Raw genomic sequence first — 20,343 nt, 5'->3', positions numbered from 1 at the left:
TCACAGTATCAATGGGGCTGCTGGAGCTAAATAGATACCCCTTATATTTGAACAGTATTCATCGGCGGTTTGCATGGCGGCTTTTCTTTCCTCTTCCCTGAACGCGCTGCCCGGCGTCTGGCAGGGCGATGCCTGGGCGCAAGCGCCGCAGCCGGCGCTGGCCACGGGCCATGCGCCGCTGGATGCGCAACTGCCCGGTGGGGGGTGGCCGCTGGGGTGCATGAGCGAGTTGCTGCTGCCTCCCCAGGCCCATCCCGAGTGGACCCTGGTGATGCCGGCCCTGGCCGCGCACCTGGCGCAAGGCCCGGGACACGCGGTACTGGTCACGCCGCCGCTGGAGCCCTTCCTGCCGGCGCTGCAACCCGTGGGGCTTACCGCCGACCGGCTGTGTTGCATTCACCCGCCCAGCCCGCGTGCGGACATGGCCGCGGCATGGGCCTGCGAGCAGGCGCTGCGTTGCCGCGACGTGCGCGCCGTGCTGGCCTGGTTGCCGCAGGTGCCTGCCGCCGTGCTGCGGCGGCTGCAGCTGGCGGCCGCGCAGCACCGCCAACTGCTGTGGGTGATGCGCCCCGAGCGCTCGCGCGCGCAGGCATCGCCCGCGCCGCTGCGCCTGTGGCTGCAACCGCAGGGCGAGGAGCTGCACGTCCATGTCGTCAAGCGGCGCGGCCCGCCGCTGGCGCAGCCCGTGGCACTGCCCGCACGTACGCCGGTAATGGCCGCGGCGCTGCAGGCACAGGCCCAATGGCGCCGCCAGGTGCAGGCGGCCGCCTGGGGCATGGGGGGCCGCACACCGCAGGAGGTGGAGGATGCATTGGCTTGCCTGGCACTTGCCACCCATTGAGGCCACGACCGGGCCCGCCACCGGGTCCGTGATCGGCCTGCCGCCTGCCGCGCAGGGCTGGTGGGCGCTGCGCTTCACGCCGCGCGTGGCCCTTGTGGACGAGGCGCTGCTGCTGGAGGTGAGCGGTACCGAACGCCTGTGGGGCGGGCGCGCCGCTCTGCAAAGCCTGCTGCGTGACCACGCGCCCCCCGGGCCCGAAACCCTGGAGGGCGGGTCTCTCTGGGCCAGTGCGCCCACGGCGCTGCAAGCCCTGGCCCTGCTGCGCCTGCAGCGCCAGGGCCGGCCCGTGCCGCGGCGGCTGCCGCACGATCTGCCGGTTGCCACCCTCTCGGCGCTGCGCCCGCATGCCCAGGCGCTGCAGCAGCTGGGCTGCCGCACCTGGGGCGCCGTGCGTGCGCTGCCGCGCGCCGGGGTGGCGCGGCGCTTCGGCGCCGAACCCCTGGCGGCGCTGGACCGTGCCTGGGGCGACGCACCGCATGGCCTGGACTGGATCACGCTGCCCGAGCAGTTCGCGCTGGAGCTGGAACTGCCCGCGCTGGCCGAATCGGCCCCCGCGCTGCTGTGGGCCGGCCAGCGCCTGCTGGATGCACTGCAGGGCTGGCTGCGCGCGCGCCACCAGGGCGTGCAGGCGCTGGAGCTGGCCTGGCGCCATGACCTGCGCCGTATCGACGGCGTGGACCTGCCCCCCTGGCAGAGCCTCACGCTGCGCACGGCCGAGCCGCTGCAGGGCATGGCGCACCTGCGCCGCCTGCTGGCCGAGCGCCTGGCGCACCAGCGCCTGGCCGCGCCCGTGAGCCGGCTGGCGCTGCGCAGCCTGCAAACCGCGCCCATGCCACAGGCCAGCGCGGACCTGCTGCCGCCCCAGCCAGGCGACGCGGGGGCGGGGCAGGGCGAACCCTGGCACCAGTTCGTCGAGCGCCTCTCGGCCCGCCTGGGCGCGGACAGCCTGCGGGTGCCGCGGTCCCAGGCAGACCACCGTCCCGAATGCATGCAACAGTGGCACCCGGCCCTGGCGGCCCGCGCCGCGCCGCCGGCGCCCGCACAGGACTGCACCCTCGCGCCCTTGCTTCCGCCCTGGCTCGTGCGGCCTGCGCGGCCGCTGGCCCTGCGCGGCAGCCGGCCTTGCCTGCACGGCCAGCCGCTGCGCTTGCTGGACGGGCCGCAGCGCGTGGAAACCGGCTGGTGGGAGGCCGCAGCGGACCTGAACGACGACGAGAGCGATGTGCAGGTCAGTGCACACAATGGCGCGCAGGATGGTGGCTCGGCCCTGGTGCGGCGCGACTATTTCATTGCCCACAACCCGGCGGCGGGCACCGTCTGGGTCTTCCGCGACCGGGCGACGGGCGGCTGGTTCTTGCAGGGGGTGTACGGATGATGCTGCCCGCCTACGCAGAGCTGCACGCGCTGAGCAACTTCAGCTTTCAGCGCGGCGCCTCGCATCCACAGGAACTGGTGCAGCGCGCGCACGAACTGGGCTACAGCGCCCTGGCGCTGACCGACGAATGCTCCGTCGCCGGCGTGGTGCGCGCCCATGGCACGGCGCAGGCGCTGGGCCTGCCGCTCATCGTGGGCAGCGAGTTCTGCTGGGGCGACGTGCGCATCGTGGCACTGGCGCGCGACGTGCAGGGCTGGGGCGACCTGTGCGAATTCATCACCGCAGCGCGCCAGCGTGCCGGCAAGGGCGGCTACCGCGTGGATACCCAGTCGCCCTGGGCGCTGCTGCAGGGCTGCGAGGTGCTGCTGACGCCCCGGCGCGAGGCGTTTGTCGATGCTTCTGATTTAATAGCTGTCAGCGCTTGTCTGGAAAGCGTTAGAGGCCTATTTGGCTCTAACTGCTGGCTGGCGGTAGAGCTGCACACCGCACCGGACGACGGTCTGTGGCTGCGCACGCTCACGCAGGCCGGCGCGCAGCTGGGCCTGCCGTTGGTGGCCGCGGGTGACGTGCACATGCACTCGCGCGCGGCCAAGCCGCTGCAGGACGTACTGACCGCCGTGCGCCTGGGCCGCAGCGTGGCCGCGTGCGGCTTCGCGCTGCAGCCGCATGCCGAAAAGCGCCTGCGCCCGCGCAGCCGGCTGGCGGGCCTGTACCCGCCCGCGCTGCTGGCGGCCACGCTGCAGGTGGCGGCGCGCTGCACCTTCAGCCTGAACGAGATCAAGTACCGCTACCCGCTGGAGACCGTGCAGCCCGGCATGACGGCAAGCCAGACGCTGGCCTGCCTCACCTGGGAGGGCGCGCGTGTCCGTTATCCCGATGGCGTGCCAGAAGCGGTGGTGACGCAGGTCGAGAAGGAGCTGGCGCTGATCGCCGAGTGCGGGTACGAGATGTACTTCCTCACGGTGCACGACATCGTGCGCTATGCGCGCAGCCAGGGCATTCTGTGCCAGGGGCGGGGCTCGGCGGCCAACTCGGCGGTGTGTTATTGCCTGGGCATCACGGCGGTGGACCCGCAGAAGACGCGCCTGCTGTTCGAGCGTTTCATCAGCCGCGAACGCAGCGAGCCGCCCGACATCGACGTGGACTTCGAGCACGACCGGCGCGAGACCGTCATCCAGTACATCTACGACAAGTACGGGCGCGAGCGCTCCGCGATCGCCGCGGTGGTCATCAGCTACCGCACGCGCAGCGCCCTGCGCGACGTGGGCAAGGCCCTGGGTGTGGCGCCGGCGCTGGTGGATGCGTTTGCCAAGGAACACCACTGGTTCGACGACGTGCTGGCCACGGAGCACCTGCTGGCGCTGGCCGAGCGCCTGGGCGAGCCGCTGGGCGCGCACACGGCCGCGCTGTGGCTGCAGCTGGCGCGCCAGTTGCGTGGCTTTCCGCGCCACCTGAGCCAGCACGTGGGCGGCTTCGTGCTCACCGAGGGCAAGCTCACGCGCCTGGTGCCCGTGGAGCCGGCCGCCATGGACGGGCGCTCCATCATCCAGTGGGACAAGGATGATCTGGACGCCATGGGCCTCTTGAAGGTGGACGTGCTGGCGCTGGGCATGCTCAGCGCGCTGCGCCGCTGCCTGGAAATGCGTGCCGCGCTGCGGGGCGAGTCATGGGACCTGGCCGACATCCCGCCCGAGGACCCGGCCACCTACGACATGGTCTGCCGCGCTGACACCGTGGGCGTGTTCCAGATCGAGAGCCGCGCGCAGATGAGCATGCTGCCGCGCCTGCAGCCGCGCGAGTTCTACGACCTGGTGGTGCAGGTGGCGATCGTGCGGCCCGGGCCCATCCAGGGCGGCATGGTGCACCCCTACCTGCAGGCGCGCGAGCGCCGGCGCCAGTGGCAGCGCAGGCAGCGCACGAAGCGCGAGGAGCCGTTCCCCATTGAATACCCGGAGCTCGACAACGCCCTGCGGCGCACGCTGGGCGTGCCCATCTTCCAGGAACAGGTGATGCAGATCGCCATCGACGGCGCGGGCTTCAGCGCGGGCCAGGCCGACGAGCTGCGCCGCTCCATGGCCGCCTGGCGGCGCAAGGGCGAGGTGCACCGCTTCGAGAAGCCCTTCAAGGACGGTCTGTTGGCGAACGGCTACCCGCCGGAATTTGCCGACCGGCTGTTCCAGCAGATCCTGGGCTTTGGCGAATACGGCTTTCCCGAAAGCCATGCCTACAGCTTTGCGCTGCTGGCCTACGCCAGCAGCTGGCTCAAGCGGCACGAGCCCGCGTGCTTCCTGGCCGCGCTGCTCAATGCGCAGCCGCTGGGCTTTTACACACCGGCGCAACTGGTGCAGGACGCGCGCCGCCATGGCGTGCGCGTGCTGCCCATCGACGTGGCGACGAGCGACGTGGACTGCACGCTGGAGGAGCCCCTGGCACCCGTTGCCGGCGTGTCCTTGGCGCAGCCGGCCGTGCGCCTGGGCCTGCGGCTGGTGGCGGGGCTGGGCGCGGCGGCGGCCGAGCGGCTGGTGCAGGCGCGCGGCAGCGGCCCCTTTGTCAACAGCGAAGACCTGGCCCTGCGCGCGCGGCTGGACCGGCAGGATCTGCAGGCCCTGGCCGCGGCTGATGCGCTGCGCGCGCTGGCGGGCCACCGGCGCCAGCAGATGTGGGACGCCGCGGCCCAGCTGCGCGCTCCGCCGCTGCTGCAGGACGCGCCCGTGCATGAGGCCGCCCCGCAGTTGCCCGCCGCACCAGAGGGCGAAGACATCTTGTGGGACTACGCCGCCACGGGCCTGACGCTGCGGCGCCACCCCCTGGCGCTGCTGCGCGAGAAGCTGCAGCGCTGGCGGCTGGCCACGGCGCAGCAGTTGCAATCGGCGCCCCATGGGCGGCGCGTGCGTGCCTGCGGCATCGTCACCGTGCGCCAGCGGCCGGGCTCGGCCAACGGCACGATGTTCGTCACGCTGGAGGACGAGACCGGCTCGGTCAATGTGATCGTGTGGCCCGCGCGGCTGGAGCGCTGGCGCAGCGCGCTGCTGCGCTCGCGCCTGCTGGCGGTGGAGGGCGTGTGGCAGTGCGCCCGCGCACCGGGCGCGGACACGGCCGTGCGCCACCTGGTGGGCGAGCGGTTCAAGGACCTCACGCCGCTGCTGGGCCGCCTGGCGCAGGCGCTGGACGGCAGCCGCGACTTCCATTGAGTTTCAAGAGAAATAAGGCTCTGGCGCTTATGTGACAAGCGCTGACAGCTATCAAAACGATAGTCAGCGTGGCCCCACGGGCCGGCCCGAGCGCCATTCCTGTGGAATCAGCGCATACAGCGGCGTGGGGTCGCGCACGAACAGCTGCGGTGTGGGCGGCGGCTGCAGGGTGAGCACCGAACCCTCGGGCGACAGCTCCATGGTGGAGAGCTGGCGCATCCAGGCCACATCAATCGTGCCGTCGGGCGCGGGGCGTGAGTAGATCAGCTCCAGCATGCGCTTGGCGGGGCGGCTGCCGCTGGCGGCGGCGATCTGGTACAGGCGGATGGCTTCGGTGTAATTGGACGGCACGCCGTCGCCGCGGTGGTAGCGGCGCGCCTGCGCCAGCCATTCGTCGGCCGTGTGCGGGGCGGGCTGTGCGCTGATGGTCTGCTCCATGCGGCTGGCCAGCAGCCGGGCATTGGAGGCTGCCGCGGGCGAGCGCGGCGCCGCCGCGCGGAACTGTGCCAGCGCATCGGGCAAGCGCGCCGCGGCGATCTGGCGCAGGCCCAGTTCGTTGAGCGCCTGGGCACTGCCGGCCTGGGCGGCGCGCTGCAGCAGGGCTGCGTGTCCGTTCTCCTGTGGGGGGGCATCCGGCGCGCGCGGTGCGGCGGCGGGAGGCGGCAGCGGGGCCAGGCGCTCCTGCGCCCACCATTCCAGCAGCAGCGCCAGCGGCGCGTCCACCGCACGCAACTGGGCGATCCACGGGCGCGCGGCCGCAGGTTGCGGCGGGCCCACGCAGCCATCGATCTCGCACCAGGCCAGGCCGGCGCTGGCGTAGGGCTCACCCAGCGCGCGGGCGCGCTCGAACCAGTACCGCGCCTGCGTGCGGTCCAGGGGCACGCGCTCGCCGTGCAGGTACAGCAGGCCCAGGACCCAGGCGCTGCGCGCGGCGGCCTTTTCCGCTGCGCTGCCCTTGCGCGCTGGCGCCAGCGCCGTGGCGCGCAACCGGCGCAACTGCGCCAGGGTGGCCTCGTCCTCGGGCTGGGGCAGGCGCAACGGTTCGGCCTGGGGTTGGCCGGAGGGCTGGATGCGCGGCACGCTGGAGGAGCCGGATGGCTCGATCAGCGGGGCCGTGGGCTGCACCGCCGGCGGCGTGAAGTCGCCGCCGCCCTGGCTGGGCTGGATGGCGGGCTGCGGCAGCGCTTCGATGCGCGCTTGGGCCGGAGCCAGCAGCGTGCACGCCAGGAGCAGCACGGCCGGCAGGGCCAGTCGCCCGCCGCCGGGTGGCAGGGCGGCACCGGCCCGGGGCGCGAAAGGGCGGAGCAGGGGCGTCATGGCGGCGTCCTGGCGAGATGGGGCGGGCCGCGCCCTCAGCGCTTGGCGGGCTGCGGGGCGGCAGGTGCGGCCGCCGCGGGCTGGGCCTTCTTGGGTTGGGTCTTCCAGTACACCTCGGACTTCACGTAGCCGCTGGTGCCCACGCCCTGCTGGAAGGCCTTGTCGATGTCCTCGATGGTGCGGTAGCCGGGAATGTTGACCAGCCCTGCGCCTTGCAGTGGCGCGGGCAGCCGGGGCAGCACGTCGGTTTCGGCGGCAAAGCAGGCCACGCGCTCGGTGCCAGGGCGGCTCGCGTCCATGATGAAGGCCGGGTTGGGCACCAGCCAGTCGGGCAGTCGCAGCGCCTGGTTCGCCGCCACCAGCGAATGCGGCGTGACCTGGTTGGGCGTGAGTCGCATGACGTTGCCCGAGGGGTCGGCAAAGTAGCAGTACATGTGTGAGGTGCGCGACACGGTGGCCGACACGAACACCTGCTCGCCGACTTCGAAAGTGGGCTCCATGCCCGGGGGCAGCGCATTCTCGATCTGCATGTCGATGCGCCGTGGCGGGGGCGTGGTGGAGGTGAGCACGAGGCCCGAGGTGCGCACGGGCGTGGAATCCCCTTTGTTCTCGGCCATGCTGCCGGTGGGGCCCGACGGGCCCCAGCCCACCCGTTGCAGGGAGCCATCGGGTGCCAACGTCACGAAGTGGCGCATCGCGCGCTCGTAGGTGGAGAAGTCCAGCACGCCGGTGGGCACCAGCAGGCTGTCGATCTGGAACTGCGTGAGCGCGGTGCGCAGCGCGGGCGAGTCCAGCGCCAGCAGGTCGGTGCCCGCCTGCAGGTAGCCCTGCGCGATCAGCGAGTTCTGCACCAGCGTGGCCTGGCCTACGCCGCCGCTTTCGTCGAACCAGTCGCGCATCTGGCGCTGAAAGTCGGGATGCGTTTGTTCCAGCGTCAGGCACTGCCAGTAGGGCACGCGTGCCCACTTGCCCACCAGCTCGATGGTGGCCAGGTCAATCAGCGTGCGCATGGCGCCGCCGGCGCCCAGCGCGTAGTCGCGCCCCACGTTGAAGTTGACGCCGTAGCTGCCGATGCGCCCAGCCACGTCCAGGCCCTGGCTACCGCTGCCGATCACCACCTCATTGGCCGAGTCCAGTCCGGGAATCAGCGTGCGCGTGCGAAAGTCCCCCAGGTGCATCTCCAGCCCAATCACGGTGGCCGAGCGGTTGCGGCTGTAGCCTGTGTCCAGCCGGCTGGCGGAGGTGCCGGCATCAAAGCGGTTGGTGACCACGTTCTGGTCCACGAACGCAATCGCGCCCGACACGTACAGCGCGGGGCGCTGCAGCTGCATCAGGTTGTTGTTGAGCAAGATGGTGGTGAGGTTCTGCACCGTGTCCTGGCGCACGATGTCCACCTCATAGTCCACGTAGCGGAAGGCGTTGGACAGCCGCGACATCTGCGACAGAGAGGTGATGATCATGTCCTTGGCAGCAACGGGCACGCGGCTGGAATAGTCGATGACCTGCTTGCTGGTGATGAGCGTGGTGGGCACCTGCGCGGCGCGCAGCATGTGGTCCATGCACATCAGCGAATCCGAGAAGCTGGAGACCGAGCGCGTCGGGCGCACGACGGGGCGGTCCGTCGTATAAGCCGCCTGCTGCAGCGATGCGTCCTTGCGGGGGTCTAGCGGCGTTGTGCAGGCACTGAGCAGCAGAGCGCCCGCCAGCATCAGCCAGGCAGCGCCACGGCGTGGGGCGCCGTTGCGGCCGGGACCGCGGGGAAGTGTGGTTGCGGTGTTCATGGCAAAGCCCTCTCGTCTTCGCGTTATCCAACCCTCTGGCGCGGCCGAGCAGGCGCGCGGCGCATGCCCGGCCGCGCCCGCACGCTGGTGGCCGTCACCAGCAGATATTGACCAGATCCCCTCGCAGCACCACCACCTGGTCGGCGCCGGGCTTGCCGGTGCCACCCGAGGCCGCGGTGCCGAAGTTGCTGCCCACGGATTGCGAGCACACGACCTTGGAGCCTTGCGTGTTCACCGCGTTGACGACGTCCTTTTCGGTCACGATGCCCGTGGTATCGCCAGAGAACGCCTTGGCCACGTAACGAGTCAGGCGCGCCTGCTGCCAGGCGGGCAGGCCGGTGTCGTGGTTGATGTAGCCGGAGCGCGGCGCAGAAGGCAACGGCTGCATCTGCACATTGACCTTCTTATCCAGCACCACCGGGTCTTCTCCCGGCGCGGCCCAGGCGGGTGCCGCGGCGCAGAGGGCCAGGGCTGCCGTGGCGGGCGCCAGGAAGCGTGTTGCGCGACTGAGCATGGCGAATCTCCTCAAGCAACCTGCACAAAAAGCGCCAGGCCTTCAGTAGGCCCGGCGCTCGCGGACTCACCAGTTGGGGCGATAGCAGTTGCCGCCGGGGCAGGGATCCTCGGCGCAAGCGTCATTGGAGGAGATGTTCTGCACCGCGAACGAGTGCGAGCCCTTGGCCTGGTTGACTGCGCTGCCACCGATGAAATTGGCCGTCTGGGTGGAAGCTGCCGCTACCACCACATGCCCGTAGTTGGAGGCGACGTTCTGGGTGGCGTGTGCATCGCTGCCATCGGCCAGGTTGCTCAGCACGGCACCCAGGCTGTTCACCGTCTGGCTGGAAGCAGCGCGGATTTCCACCTTGCCGTTGTTGCTGGCGAGGTTCTGGCGGGCAAGGGCGTCTTCACCCTTGGCTTCGTTGGTCACGGCACCTAGGCCCAAATTGGCGGTCTGTGTAGACGAGCCCCCAGCAAAGACCTGCACGGGGCCGGCGTTGGAGGCAATGTTTTGCAATGCCTCGTTGTGTGCGCCGGACGTATTGGAGATGGCGGTGCCGACCGAGTTGGTCATTTGCACGGACGGCCCATTCAGGGTGATGGTGCTGGGCGGTTGCACTGCCATGGCAGCAGTCGCGACGGCACTCAACGCAAAAAATGCAAGAACTTTCATGACTGTCTCTCCTATAACGTGTCAAAAAGACCGCGCCCTCCGGTGGCTTGGGTTATGACCGGTGTCACGGCTACATCGACAAGAAGAAAGCCAGCGCCCGACCCGAGGAGGAATGCCGGAGGCCGCCCGTCTTTTTGTCTGGCTCCAGTTTCCGCAGGGGGGCCTCCGGCATCCATCTCCCATCGCGGGTAGCCGAAGAAGGGGGCGCTCTGACAGCACTGCAAATGCATGCGTCAGAGAGGAAAGAGGGCCAAAAGAGGCGCTGAAAAGGACCGGCGCGGCGGTGTTTCCCAGGTAGTGTCATTCGGTAACAACCGAATCGCTGCGGATGGGATGTGTTTATTGCCAGTGAAGGCCGGACCGGGCGGGACTGCAAAAAACGGCTGGCAAAGCCTGCATATTCTTTCGAAGGGAAAATTTCCCATTAATGCGTTTGAAGGAGATTTATCCCTTATCTGCGTTAGTTTCAAAATGTGAGTCAGGTAACTCACGAAGAAATTACGAATATCTCCGGATGTTTCGGTGTAATTTGTTTTCCTGTGAGGAAAGCACCCAAGGCGTTGGGATGATCTTTCCGTGGTTACGGTGTGCAAACGCTGAGGGGCCCCCAACAGGCGCCCCCGTCTGGAGACTTCTTTATGCTGCCCGTCAACGATCCTCCTGGTGCAATGGCCGCTCCGCGGGGGACGTCTGTCACCCCAGGCCAATTCGCCATGCACCAGAATCCGCCCTCCATCTGGCCGGACTTTCTGGCGGGGCAGCTAGAAAAGCCTGTGCGCGTTTTGCTGGTGGATGACGATGCGCACATGCGGCGCGTCATCGCGCAAGAGCTGATGAGCGACCAGCGTACGCTGCTGGTGGCGCAGGCCACCAGCGTGCGCGAGGGCCGCAAGGCCATCAAGCAGCATGAGTTCGATGTGATGCTCGTGGACCTGAACCTCGGCGATGGCGAGGGCTTCATGCTGATCGACTACATGAAGTCGGTGCGCCCCACGGCCGAGGCCATCGTCATCTCCATCATGCAGAACGATGAGCAGGTGCTGCACGCCTTTGAACTGGGTGCCACGGGCTATCTCGTCAAGAACTCATGGTTCGGCAGCTATCCCCAGGCGGTACTGCAGGTGGCCAACGGCGGTGCTTCCATCACCCCCAACCTTGCGCGTCGCCTGCTGCAGCGGTTTGACCCGAGCGGCGCCGCGGCCCCGCACGCCCAGCGGCGCGTGGAGCAGGAAACCGAGCGCCTGTCCCAGCGCGAGAAAGAAGTGCTGCGCATGGTGGCCAGCGGTTACACCAGCGCCGAGATCGGCAACCGGCTGTTCATCAGCAGCCTGACCGTGAACACGCACATCAAGAACATCTACCGCAAGCTGCAGGTGCGCACGCGGGCGCAGGCCGTGCGCTTCGCGTCACTGCGCGGGCTGTTCTGAAAGAAGAGCCGCCTGGGCGCACAAACGTCCGTCGCACCTGCCGCAGGGATGAGGGAGATTTCCATGTTTCGCACCCGTCCGCCGGCCTTTGCAATCGCCTGCGTTGCTGTCTGGTTGCTTGCCATGTCCGTCGAGACCCTGCTGCTGGTCTCTGCGGAGCAACTGAGTCTGCAGGCGCAGTTGCGCTGGAAGCTGCTGGGCCTGGGGCCCTGGTAGTGCTGGGCATCTTGCTGATCGTGCAGTTGCCGCGCGCACTGCAGTGGCGCCCACGGCGCAGCATCCGGCCCAGCCCTGATGTGAAGCGCGAGCGCGAACGCATTGCACGCAACCTGCACGACCAGGTGGGGTCCCAGCTCGTCAACGCCATCGCCCTGGTGGACGAGCGGGACCCCGAACACGGGACGCTGATGCAGTCGCTGGAGTTGTGCCTGCTCGACCTGCGCCTCTTGGTGGATTCGATGGACGGCGAGGACGATTCCCTGGCGGACCGGCTCGCGCGGCTGCGCCACCGCATCCAGCCTGCGCTGGACCGGCGCGGCATCGCGCTGCACTGGGAGATTGCGCCACACGATGAACTGGCCCTGCCAGAAGGCAAGGTGGCGCGGGAGATAGCCGCCATCGTCCAGGAAGCCGTGAGCAATGTGCTGCAGCATGCGGACGCCACGGCGCTCGTGATCCGCCTGCACTCCGTGCAAACGCTGCAGGGCAGGGCATGGCAGTTGCAGGTGGCAGACAACGGCGCAGGGCTGCCGAGCGGCGAGCCCGCGTGCCACAGTCTGGGACGCGGCATTGACAGCATGCGCTCGCGTGCGGCGGCGGTGGCGGGCTGGCTGGAGCTGCTGCCGCAAGAAGGCCGTGGTCTGTGTGTGCAACTCACGGTTCCGGCCGTGCAGTGAACACGACCAGTGCGTGCCACCCAGGCCGCACACCAAGAAAACTATTAAAACAATAGCTGCTAGCGCTTTATTGGAGCGCCTTGCAGGCTGCTTTAACGTTGAGCGCGCGAGGCGGGCTTGGCCGGCGCAGATGCCGGTGCCGCGCCGGCCTTGGCCAAAAGTGCAGCGCAGTGCGCGTCGTCCTCGGCGGCGGGCACGGTAATCGGCAGCAGTGCCAGCGCCGCGGGCGCCGTGAGGGCGGCGGCCACCGCCGCCCCCGCGCGCAGCAGCAGCGGCCCGGGTTCTACCCCCACCTGCGGATCAGCGAAGGTGCCGCGCACATACAACGGCGTGCGCAGTGAGAAGAATTTCCACTTCAGCGAATCGGGCGTGATGCGCAGGTTGAGCAGTTCGTCGCCGAGGTCCACCGTGCCCTTGGCTTCGACGATGGCCTCCTCGGTGTTGAGCTTGACGGTGCGCGTGCTGGCCACGCCACCTTGTACGTCCAGGTTGGCCACGGCGCAGCGCAGCTTGACCTCCTTGTCGTCGCCGAACAGTTTGGAGACGATGACGCTTCCCAGGTTGAGCGCCGCCAGATCCAGCAATTCCTTGCTCAGCGTGCCGTCGCGGATGTACAGCCGCACTTCGCCCCCGCTGGTGGCCAGCATGCGCGCCACCGACTGCCCCTGGCCGGTCAGCGCCAGAGCGCCGTCCAGCCGCCCCAGGCTCTTTTGCATGCGCTCCACCTTGGGAAAGAGGGCCGACAGCTGCAGGCCCTGGACCGAGCCCTGCAACTGCACCTGCAGCGGATCGGTGCGGCTGTCCAGCAGCACGTTGGAGTCGATGCGGCCGTGGGCCACGCCAAAGCGCAGCGGTGTCAGGCGCAGCTGGCGGTCTTCCAGCACCGCGCGCACGCTCAGGTTGTCCAGTGGCAGGCTGTCGGGGCGCACCACCTTCTGCCCGGCAAATGCCAGGTCCAGGTCCATGGCGCCCCAGCGGTCGGTGGCGAAGCGGGCATCGGGCAGCACCTTGCCGGGGCGGCGCGAGGTGCCTTTCTCCTGTGCGCGCACGCCGCTGGGCGCGCCCAGGACCGGGCCCAGATCCGCCAGGCGCAGTTGCTTGGACGTCATATGGCCCTGCAGCTTGGGACGGGGCTCGCCGCCTGTGTAGGTCAGGCTGCCGTGCAGGTCGCTGCTGCCCACGGTGCCGTTGAAGTCGCGGTATTCCCACACCGCTTTGGCCGGTGCCAGGTTGCCGAGCAGGCGCCCCTCGACCTGGAACGGCGGCGTGTTGGGCAGCACCAGGCCGGTCAGTTCATACAGGTCCGCCATGCTGGGCGCCTTCACGAACACCTGCAGATCCATGCCCGAAAGCTTGGCGGGATTGTTGAGCACGCCTTCCACCCGCGTCTGCACGCTGCCCGAGCGCGCGGAAAAGCGCAGCGGATAGCGCGCGGCCTGCTGGCGCAGCGACAGCACCGGTCCTGCCAGTCCTTCTCCGGTGATGCGCGCCTTGCGGTAGGTGCCCTGCAGCGCGATCTTCATGCCGTACTTGCCTTCGGCCTGCGGTGCACCAGTGGGCAGGGTGTCGATGCGGGCACGCAGCGCCAAATCCTTCAGGCCGTCGGCATAGCCCAACCAGCCGCCGCGCACGACGAGCTGGTTCAAGCGCAGATCCCAAGGGTTGTCCTCGGCAGTGCTTTCTCGGGCATGGGAGCGCGTGAAGGTCCAGTTGTTGCGCCCGTCCTGCCGGCGCGCCAGCACGATGTCGGGCGCCGTCAGCACGACCGTGTCCAGCAGCAGCGTGCGGGACAGCAGCGGCAGCAGGCGCAATGTGGCGCTGGCGCTGGCGATGGTGCCCATGCCCGTGGGCGGGCGTGCCGGAGCATTCGCTTGGGTACGTCCCACCTCCAGCGCGACGGCCCGGGCGGCGTCGGCCGCCGCCGAACCCACGGACGCGGGCGCTGCCGCAGCCGTGGGTGCGTCGGCATCACCTGCGGGCGCAGCTGGCTCGGGGCGCGCGGGAAGGGCGGGCAGTTGGTCCGCGCCTTTGCCCGGCGCTTCCGGCACCTCAAAGCCCTCCGGATTGCTCAGGGAGAGCTGCTGGGCACGCACGGTCACACCGGGTACCCAACGGCGCCAGCCTTCTTCCAGCGGTTGGGGCCAGTGCCACTCCGCCGACAGATCGCCATCAATGGAGAAAGTGCGCCCCGTGGCCTCGCTCACCTTGTCGTTCACCCAGGGCTTGGCGCGGTTCCAGTCCCAGTTCACCAGCACCACGATGAACAGGACCAGCGCCGCCACCACTGCGCCTATCGTGCCCAGCGTCCAGCGCAGTACGCGCTGGCGCGTGGAACGGGGGGGGAGGGAGGCGGCGGGGGGCGTGTTCTCAGGGGGCATGGCAAAGGCGCCGCAAGCTGGCCAAACGGGTGTGCCTTGCCTCAGGGCGCGGAGTGGTGTTTGAAGCCATGCTAGTGCGAACATCCTCGCGCTGGGCAGTGCGTACGGCGATTGCCGGGCTTGTCCTACAGCCCACCCATAGGACGCCGCCGGGGGCGTGCATGCGCCTTTGGCCTACGTTGAACCACAGCTGTTGCTTCAAGAATGGTGCCATTGCATTCACTTACACCAAGGCGCCCCTCATGCAAACGACCGACGCACTCACCCAGGAAACGATCTTCGGCGTGGCCGACAGCGTGACCTATTCCGGCATGCTGTGCCTGGCGCCGGATGGCCGCCGCTACTTTTACGCCCATGCCCAGGTGGATGGACGCACGCTGCCCCTACCGCATGACCACTGGACCTCGCGCGATGCCGCGGTGCGCGGCCTGGCGGCCATCGCATCGGGCGAGAGCAAGCCCGCGGTCGCATGACACCGGAGCCCACCGCGATGGATGCAACGCCTGCGCTGCCCCAGGTCCTGGAAGAGGGTTATCGCGGCTTCCTGATCCGCATTCCTATTCCTGAGGCCACGCCTGCCGCTGCCGGCACGCCGGTCCAGGTCAGCGTGGCGGCCATCTCGCAACACGCGATAGCCCATATGGACGCCATACGCTGGGCGCCCGTGGAAGGATCGGAGGGCGACCTGCACACGCTCGCACGGATCAAGCAAGCCATCGACGAGGCGTTGGACGGCGTGGATCGCGCTTCGTGATCGTCGGTTTGTAACCCAAGACAAAATAGCATCTAGCGCTTTACCATCAAGCGCTGATAGCTATCAAAACAATAGTATTGGTGCATAGAGTGGGAACCTGGGCCCCTACAATCGCGGCCCCATGCACAACAGCCACGATCCCCGGGTTCTGCCCATGCGCGACGGCGTCAACCCCAGTTGCGTGGTTCTGCCCTCAGCGGGGCAGGGGCTTCTGGTGGACTTCCTCGCACAGCGCCTGCCCGCCGTGTCGCGCGAGGACTGGCTGCGCCGCCTGCGCGCGAGCGAAGTGGTGGACGAGTTCGGCGCGGCCGCCACGGAGCGCAGCGCGTTCACGCCGGGCGTACGCTACTACTACTATCGCGAACTGCCGCCCGAGCCCGAGTTGCCGTTCCACGAAACCGTGCTCTACCAGGATGCGCACATCCTCGTGGCCGACAAACCCCACTTCCTGCCCGTGGTGCCCGCGGGCCGCTATCTGCAGCAGACCCTGCTGGTGCGCTTGAAGCGCCGGCTGGGCCTGAGCGAGTTGTCCCCCGTGCACCGCATCGACCGCGACACGGCAGGCCTGGTGCTGTTTTCCGTGCAGCGGGCAACGCGCGGCACCTACCAGGCCCTCTTTCGCGACAGACGGGTGCACAAGGTCTATGAGGCCGTTGCACCGTGGCGTGCCGACCTGCCGCTGCCGTGCATCCATGAAAGCCGGCTGGAGGAAAGCGGCCATTTTTTCCGCATGCACGAGGTGCCCGGCACGCCCAACGCGCGCACGCACATCGACGTGTTGGAGGTTGCGTCACCCTGGGCGCGCTACCGCCTGGAGCCCATCACCGGAAAGCGCCACCAGTTGCGCGTGCACATGGCCGCGCTGGGCCTGCCGCTGCGCGGCGATGCGTTCTACCCGGAGGTGAACGACCCGCCAGAAGGGGACTATTCCAACCCGCTGCAACTGCTGGCGCGCACGCTTGCCTTTACCGATCCCCTCAGCGGAGAGGCGCGGCGGTTTGACAGCCGGCTGAAACTGCGCCCGCTGACGGATTAGTGTGTGGAAAAGTGGGGGAGGGGAGAGCAGCCGGAAGGCCGCGTTGCAGCACGCCTTGCCGGAATGCTGGAGCGGGCGATGGGCACATCATCGTGCCCCTAACTCGTTGATTGATAAAGAGTTTTCCGCACTCGGCGAACCGAGATGGACATAATAATAGAATGAAAAACCACGCTTGGTCAACGCGCGCTCCGAGCAAGTCCAGTGCGAGCCATGGACAGCCAGCAGTAGCCAATGTACCCGAGCGCTCAACGTCACGAGGCCGGTTCATCTCCCTTTGGCCGGAACTCCTCGCGGGCGCGCTGCAGAAACCGCTTCATGGGCTCAGATGGCTCGGCGCGGCGGCGCAGCAGGTAGGTAGACAGCAAGGGCGGCGTGCCTGCCAAGGAGCGGACAGCTATGTCGGGGCGGTTCAGGGTCTGCACCTGCGAAGCGATGGCGAAACCGATGCCGTAACCAGCACCGACCAGAGTCAGCATCACGCCTAGGCTCGTCACCTGATCTACCAGCTTGAGCGGCTTGGACGCACCTTGAAGCACCGCCTGGATCTGGTGGTGGCAGCCCGATCCCGCGTCCGGATGGCACAGTACCAACGGAAACTTCAAGGCTTCATCCAATGGCACTTCCGCGTGCGCCAACAAGGGGTGGCGCACGGGCACGATTACCGACAGAGGATCGGTCCACACGGGCTCGGCGACAAGGCCTTCGCTCACCGCGTCCGACAGCGCAAAACCGATGTCCAGCAGATCGTTGTGCAGGCCCTTGAGCTGCTGCGCGAAAGGCAGCTCGAAGACGCGAATCTCCAGTTCGGGCTCTTCCTCGCGGCTGCGCGCCAGCAAGGTGGCAATGTGGGGCTGCGCCAAGCTGTCGCAGATGGCGATGCGCAGATAACCCTGATAGCCCTGCGCCGCCGCCTTTGCGGCACTCACCGCCTGCTCCACGGTGGCCAGCACGCGCCGGCACTCACCGAGGAACACTTGACCGGCGCAGGTCAGTCGCGTCTGGTGCGCGCTGCGGTCGAACAACTGCACGCCGAGCGTGGCTTCGAGATTGCGCATTGCGCGCGACACAGGCGATTGTTCTACGCCAAGGCGCTCGGCCGCTCGCGCGAAATGCAGTTCTTCCGTGACCGCAACGAAATAGCGCAGTAGTCTGAGTTCCAATGCGGCCTCCTGTTTGCCTCGTTCCTGGCCTGCGTCCACCTCATGCGGATTGCGCCTCGCTTTCTCCTTCGATGATTGGCAAGAGGCTCCGGCGTTGCATGCTTGCCTATTCGGATAGGCAGATCGCATCCGAAAATTACGGAGGTTGAGGCGGAACGCTACCTGGCCGAAGACCTGAGAACCTCAATCGCCGCGACGCTGCACTACCGCCTGATCCACAGGTTCAGTTCAATCAATTCCCGGGTTGCAGCTCCACACGCACCTCGCGCGATTTGCCGGCCCGTTCCACTGACAAGACCACCACATCGCCGACCTTCCTGTCGTCTAGCCGCGCGAGCAGCTTGGCCACATCGTCCGTCGCCTTGCCATCAACACCGGTGATGCGGTCGCCGGGCACGATGCCTTGCGGCGTGACTTCGACACCCGCGAGCCCGGCTTTGTGTGCTGCCGAGCCGGGGGTGACACGCAGCACGAACACGCCCTTGCTTCCCGTCAGTGCCAGCAGGCGCTGATTGAGCTGTTCGTCCACCTCGATGCCAAGCGCCGGGCGGATGTATTTGCCGGACTTGATGAGTTGCGGCACCACCCGCATGACGGTGTCCACCGGCACGGCAAAACCGATCCCGGCCGAGGCGCCGGAGGGGCTGTAGATCGCCGTGTTGATGCCGATGAGCCTTCCTGCCGAATCGAGCAGCGGCCCACCGGAGTTGCCAGGGTTGATGGCGGCGTCGGTCTGGATCAGGTGATCAATGGCCGGGCCGCCCGCTTCTCCCGGTAACGAGCGGTCGAGCGCGGAGACGATGCCGGTGGTGAGCGTCCAGTCCAGGCCAAAGGGGTTGCCGATAGCAAACACCTTCTGTCCCACCTTGAGGTCGGCGCTGGTGCCGACCGGCACGGCCGGCGGGCGTTTGAAGCCGACGCCGATCTTGAGCACGGCGATGTCGTGCGCTGGGCTCGTCGCCACCAGCGCGGCCTGGTAGTCGCGGCCATCGGCGAGTTTGACCGTGGCTTCGGACGCGCCCTGGATAACGTGGAAGTTGGTGACGACGTGGCCGGCGTCGTCCCAGATGAAGCCCGATCCCGTGCCACGAGGCACGGAGAAGACATTGCGCGTCCAGACGTCGCGCACCAGCTGCGCGGTGGTGATGTAGACCACCGAGGCGCGTGATTTTTCGAACAGTTCGATGGTGGCTTTCTCGTCCGCCGCCAGATCGCCACGCGCCGTCACAGTGCGTTCTGCCGCCTCGCGCGGACTGAACCAGGCCTCGATGGCGGGCAGGAACTGCCACAGCAGCATGAGCGCGGCAATACAGGCGGTGATGAAGAGCCAGCGCCGGACGAAGTGGTCCGGCGCGGGACGTTGGTACGGGTCGGGGTAGGCCATGAGAAGTCTCCTGTTGATAGGCAATCAGCGCCACAGCCCGCTCGGGCGCCAGCGCGGTGGGCGCGGCGTCACAGCGGATTCCGGCAAGAAATGGGGCGCGTGGAGTGGCAACGCTGATGCTGGCCCAGGCGCCAACGTCAGTAGGCGTGAGATGCGATCTTGCGTTGCCGGATGGGTGCGCAACCAGGAAGGCTCGGGATTGCCCCATCCCGGCCACAACCAGGCACGCCAGGAGCGGCTGACCCGCTCGATTTTTGCCAGCACGGACGCCAGCCCCTGCGGGTCGCCAGTCAGTTCCGCCGCGAGGCGGTCAGCGTCGAACTCACGCACGCGAGACAAGCCGAGCTGTGCGAGCAGAGCCAGCTGGGGCGATGCGGCCAATAACAATAGACCAGGCCAATAGACCTCCGCCGCGCCAACCAGCTGCGCGGGCAGGCTGAGCAGGATCGCGATCTGTCCCATAAGGGCCAGTAGGCTCGTGAGGCGACTGTCGGAATCCGCCAGCCCCATGACACGCAGATCCTTATTAGCGATGTGCGCGACCTCGTGCACGAGCACACCCGCCAGCTCGCGTGGGCTCAGGCTGCGCAGCAGGCCATCGGTGAGGGCGATCGATGCCTCCTGCTTCGATCCGGTGGCGAAGGCGTTGACGACGGCACTGGGCACATAGTGCGGCACCGGCGTGGCGGGCAAACCGGCACGGGCGGGCAGCTCGCGCAACAGGGCCCAAATCTCGGGGGCTTCGTGCGGGTGCAGGGCCCGCGCGCGATACAGGCGCAAGGTCAAGGCGGATGCGGCTGCCGGTTCCAGCAGCAGCGTGCCTGCAACGGCAAACAGCGCGAGCCACAGGCCGCTTTCCCCGAACAGCAGGCTTCCTGCGGCGGCTGCGATCTCGACCAGGGTCAGGATCAACAGCCCGGTCTGCAGGCGGTTGAGCCAGCGGTGTTGCAACAACGCCGCGCGCGGGTCATTGGGATGATGACGGATCATGCTCAGATGTCTCGGCGGCGCGGTCGTCGCGCTTGCGCAGCAGCCAGTAGGTCGCACCCAGAGCCAGCGTGGCGCCTGCCAGCGCGGCTATCTTTGCGGGGCTCGCCTCGGGGTCAAGGATCACGAACTTGCGCGCCAGCGCGATCAGACCGATGAGGATCACGGTCTTGACCTGGATGATGCTGTCCCGACGCAGCGCCACGCGCACAATGGAATGCTTGAACTCCATCGCGATCAAGAGCGTCATGATCATGCCGAACACACTCTGGAATACCTTGTGATCCAGGGGATTGAAGGCATCAAGGACCAGCAGCGTGAAGACGATGACGATGAGCTGGAACAGCGACACCACGATGATGACGGCAATTACCGCCGACAGAACGAGGGCGACGACCTGCTCGAAGCGCTCGTATAAACTCATGATGGCCCATTGGTCACGGAAGACCTGAAATGGATTGCGGCCTGTTGACTTCATGCAGATGGACTCCCTGCGACATTGCCGCTGTCGAGACGGCGGCGCATCGCACTGATGTTTCGTTCGACGAGCTTGGCCGACATGCCAAGCGACGACATCACTTGTTCCGCCAGCCCAAGGCGAGCTTGTCAGAAATTTTGTGTGTGAGGCATAGCATGTCGACA

17 protein-coding genes are annotated in these 20,343 nt (G+C 67.9%); 8 read left to right on the top strand and 9 right to left on the bottom strand.

The window, feature by feature from the left end; translation table 11 throughout:
• Positions 1-73: 73 nt before the first annotated feature.
• The 3 genes from imuA to OX89_RS15630 are packed head-to-tail and all read left to right on the top strand — an operon-like array spanning position 74 to position 5,407.
• Complete coding sequence (gene imuA / locus OX89_RS15640) at positions 74-841, top strand: translesion DNA synthesis-associated protein ImuA (RefSeq protein ID WP_011805213.1); 768 nt, start codon at positions 74-76, stop codon at positions 839-841.
• Positions 807-2,216, top strand: a complete 1,410-nt coding sequence (locus OX89_RS15635) for a DNA polymerase Y family protein (protein WP_047351307.1) — start codon at positions 807-809, stop codon at positions 2,214-2,216. Before imuA ends, OX89_RS15635 begins: the two co-directional genes overlap by 35 nt.
• Entirely contained in the window at positions 2,213-5,407 is a 3,195-nt protein-coding gene (locus tag OX89_RS15630) for an error-prone DNA polymerase (RefSeq protein WP_052952285.1), read from the top strand. The genes OX89_RS15635 and OX89_RS15630 overlap by 4 nt, the downstream gene beginning before the upstream one ends.
• Before the next feature lie 63 nt (positions 5,408-5,470).
• On the opposite strand, the gene OX89_RS15625 is transcribed toward OX89_RS15630, so the two are convergent.
• The 4 genes from OX89_RS15625 to OX89_RS15610 form a co-directional block, all read right to left on the bottom strand.
• A complete protein-coding gene (locus OX89_RS15625; RefSeq protein ID WP_047351306.1) occupies positions 5,471-6,724 on the bottom strand; it encodes an SEL1-like repeat protein in 1,254 nt (417 codons plus the stop codon).
• Between the two features lie 35 nt (positions 6,725-6,759).
• Positions 6,760-8,505 (bottom strand): DUF4384 domain-containing protein, encoded by a 1,746-nt coding sequence (locus OX89_RS15620; protein WP_011805217.1) that lies wholly within the window; start codon positions 8,503-8,505, stop codon positions 6,760-6,762.
• 94 nt (positions 8,506-8,599) lie between these two features.
• Positions 8,600-9,019 (bottom strand): hypothetical protein, encoded by a 420-nt coding sequence (locus OX89_RS15615; protein ID WP_011805218.1) that lies wholly within the window; start codon positions 9,017-9,019, stop codon positions 8,600-8,602.
• A 66-nt stretch (positions 9,020-9,085) separates the two neighbouring features.
• On the bottom strand, positions 9,086-9,676 hold the full coding sequence (locus OX89_RS15610) for a hypothetical protein (protein WP_047351305.1): 591 nt from the start codon (positions 9,674-9,676) through the stop codon (positions 9,086-9,088).
• A gap of 713 nt (positions 9,677-10,389) precedes the next feature.
• On the opposite strand from OX89_RS15610, the gene OX89_RS15605 reads away from it, so the two are divergent.
• Together OX89_RS15605 and OX89_RS15600 are read left to right on the top strand one after the other, a co-directional pair.
• Positions 10,390-11,103: a response regulator transcription factor gene (locus OX89_RS15605; protein WP_162844542.1), complete on the top strand. Its 714-nt coding sequence runs from the start codon at positions 10,390-10,392 to the stop codon at positions 11,101-11,103.
• A gap of 215 nt (positions 11,104-11,318) precedes the next feature.
• Positions 11,319-11,999: a sensor histidine kinase gene (locus tag OX89_RS15600; protein WP_231403384.1), complete on the top strand. Its 681-nt coding sequence runs from the start codon at positions 11,319-11,321 to the stop codon at positions 11,997-11,999.
• Between the two features lie 92 nt (positions 12,000-12,091).
• On the opposite strand, the gene OX89_RS15595 is transcribed toward OX89_RS15600, so the two are convergent.
• Positions 12,092-14,377, bottom strand: a complete 2,286-nt coding sequence (locus OX89_RS15595) for an AsmA family protein (RefSeq protein WP_047351303.1) — start codon at positions 14,375-14,377, stop codon at positions 12,092-12,094.
• 242 nt (positions 14,378-14,619) lie between these two features.
• On the opposite strand from OX89_RS15595, the gene OX89_RS15590 reads away from it, so the two are divergent.
• The 3 genes from OX89_RS15590 to OX89_RS15580 all read left to right on the top strand — a co-directional run bounded on the left by OX89_RS15590 (position 14,620) and on the right by OX89_RS15580 (position 16,167).
• Positions 14,620-14,850, top strand: coding sequence for a hypothetical protein (locus OX89_RS15590; RefSeq protein ID WP_041839010.1), 231 nt, complete (start codon positions 14,620-14,622; stop codon positions 14,848-14,850).
• A gap of 17 nt (positions 14,851-14,867) precedes the next feature.
• A complete protein-coding gene (locus OX89_RS15585) occupies positions 14,868-15,131 on the top strand; it encodes a hypothetical protein (RefSeq protein WP_015913306.1) in 264 nt (87 codons plus the stop codon).
• 121 nt (positions 15,132-15,252) lie between these two features.
• On the top strand, positions 15,253-16,167 hold the full coding sequence (locus OX89_RS15580) for a pseudouridine synthase (RefSeq protein WP_047351302.1): 915 nt from the start codon (positions 15,253-15,255) through the stop codon (positions 16,165-16,167).
• A gap of 254 nt (positions 16,168-16,421) precedes the next feature.
• Here OX89_RS15580 and OX89_RS15575 read toward each other — a convergent pair whose 3' ends face one another.
• The 4 genes from OX89_RS15575 to psiE-GI all read right to left on the bottom strand — a co-directional run bounded on the left by OX89_RS15575 (position 16,422) and on the right by psiE-GI (position 20,179).
• A complete protein-coding gene (locus OX89_RS15575) occupies positions 16,422-17,330 on the bottom strand; it encodes a LysR family transcriptional regulator (protein WP_047351308.1) in 909 nt (302 codons plus the stop codon).
• 232 nt (positions 17,331-17,562) lie between these two features.
• The gene (locus OX89_RS15570) at positions 17,563-18,714 is read right to left on the bottom strand and encodes a S1C family serine protease (RefSeq protein WP_047351301.1); all 1,152 of its coding nucleotides are present in this window, start codon (positions 18,712-18,714) and stop codon (positions 17,563-17,565) included.
• A gap of 24 nt (positions 18,715-18,738) precedes the next feature.
• Complete coding sequence (locus OX89_RS15565; protein ID WP_047351300.1) at positions 18,739-19,704, bottom strand: zinc metalloprotease HtpX; 966 nt, start codon at positions 19,702-19,704, stop codon at positions 18,739-18,741.
• Positions 19,682-20,179, bottom strand: coding sequence for a heat resistance protein PsiE-GI (psiE-GI, locus tag OX89_RS15560; RefSeq protein WP_047351299.1), 498 nt, complete (start codon positions 20,177-20,179; stop codon positions 19,682-19,684). The genes OX89_RS15565 and psiE-GI overlap by 23 nt, the downstream gene beginning before the upstream one ends.
• Positions 20,180-20,343: the final 164 nt, after the last annotated feature.

The sequence above is a fragment of the Diaphorobacter sp. J5-51 genome (genome assembly GCF_001023515.1).
GTDB lineage: Bacteria > Pseudomonadota > Gammaproteobacteria > Burkholderiales > Burkholderiaceae_C > Diaphorobacter > Diaphorobacter nitroreducens.
This window is presented reverse-complemented; position numbering and strand designations above follow the sequence as displayed.

Bases quoted from the DNA above. Each gene is read 5' to 3' on its own strand.
- imuA (WP_011805213.1), top strand. From the start codon at position 74: ATGGCGGCTTTTCTTTCCTCTTCCCTGAACGCGCTGCCCGGCGTCTGG.
- OX89_RS15635 (WP_047351307.1), top strand. From the start codon at position 807: ATGCATTGGCTTGCCTGGCACTTGCCACCCATTGAGGCCACGACCGGG.
- OX89_RS15630 (WP_052952285.1), top strand. From the start codon at position 2,213: ATGATGCTGCCCGCCTACGCAGAGCTGCACGCGCTGAGCAACTTCAGC.
- OX89_RS15625 (WP_047351306.1), bottom strand. From the start codon at position 6,724: ATGACGCCCCTGCTCCGCCCTTTCGCGCCCCGGGCCGGTGCCGCCCTG.
- OX89_RS15620 (WP_011805217.1), bottom strand. From the start codon at position 8,505: ATGAACACCGCAACCACACTTCCCCGCGGTCCCGGCCGCAACGGCGCC.
- OX89_RS15615 (WP_011805218.1), bottom strand. From the start codon at position 9,019: ATGCTCAGTCGCGCAACACGCTTCCTGGCGCCCGCCACGGCAGCCCTG.
- OX89_RS15610 (WP_047351305.1), bottom strand. From the start codon at position 9,676: ATGAAAGTTCTTGCATTTTTTGCGTTGAGTGCCGTCGCGACTGCTGCC.
- OX89_RS15605 (WP_162844542.1), top strand. From the start codon at position 10,390: ATGCACCAGAATCCGCCCTCCATCTGGCCGGACTTTCTGGCGGGGCAG.
- OX89_RS15595 (WP_047351303.1), bottom strand. From the start codon at position 14,377: ATGCCCCCTGAGAACACGCCCCCCGCCGCCTCCCTCCCCCCCCGTTCC.
- OX89_RS15590 (WP_041839010.1), top strand. From the start codon at position 14,620: ATGCAAACGACCGACGCACTCACCCAGGAAACGATCTTCGGCGTGGCC.
- OX89_RS15585 (WP_015913306.1), top strand. From the start codon at position 14,868: ATGGATGCAACGCCTGCGCTGCCCCAGGTCCTGGAAGAGGGTTATCGC.
- OX89_RS15580 (WP_047351302.1), top strand. From the start codon at position 15,253: ATGCACAACAGCCACGATCCCCGGGTTCTGCCCATGCGCGACGGCGTC.
- OX89_RS15570 (WP_047351301.1), bottom strand. From the start codon at position 18,714: ATGGCCTACCCCGACCCGTACCAACGTCCCGCGCCGGACCACTTCGTC.
- OX89_RS15565 (WP_047351300.1), bottom strand. From the start codon at position 19,704: ATGATCCGTCATCATCCCAATGACCCGCGCGCGGCGTTGTTGCAACAC.
- psiE-GI (WP_047351299.1), bottom strand. From the start codon at position 20,179: ATGAAGTCAACAGGCCGCAATCCATTTCAGGTCTTCCGTGACCAATGG.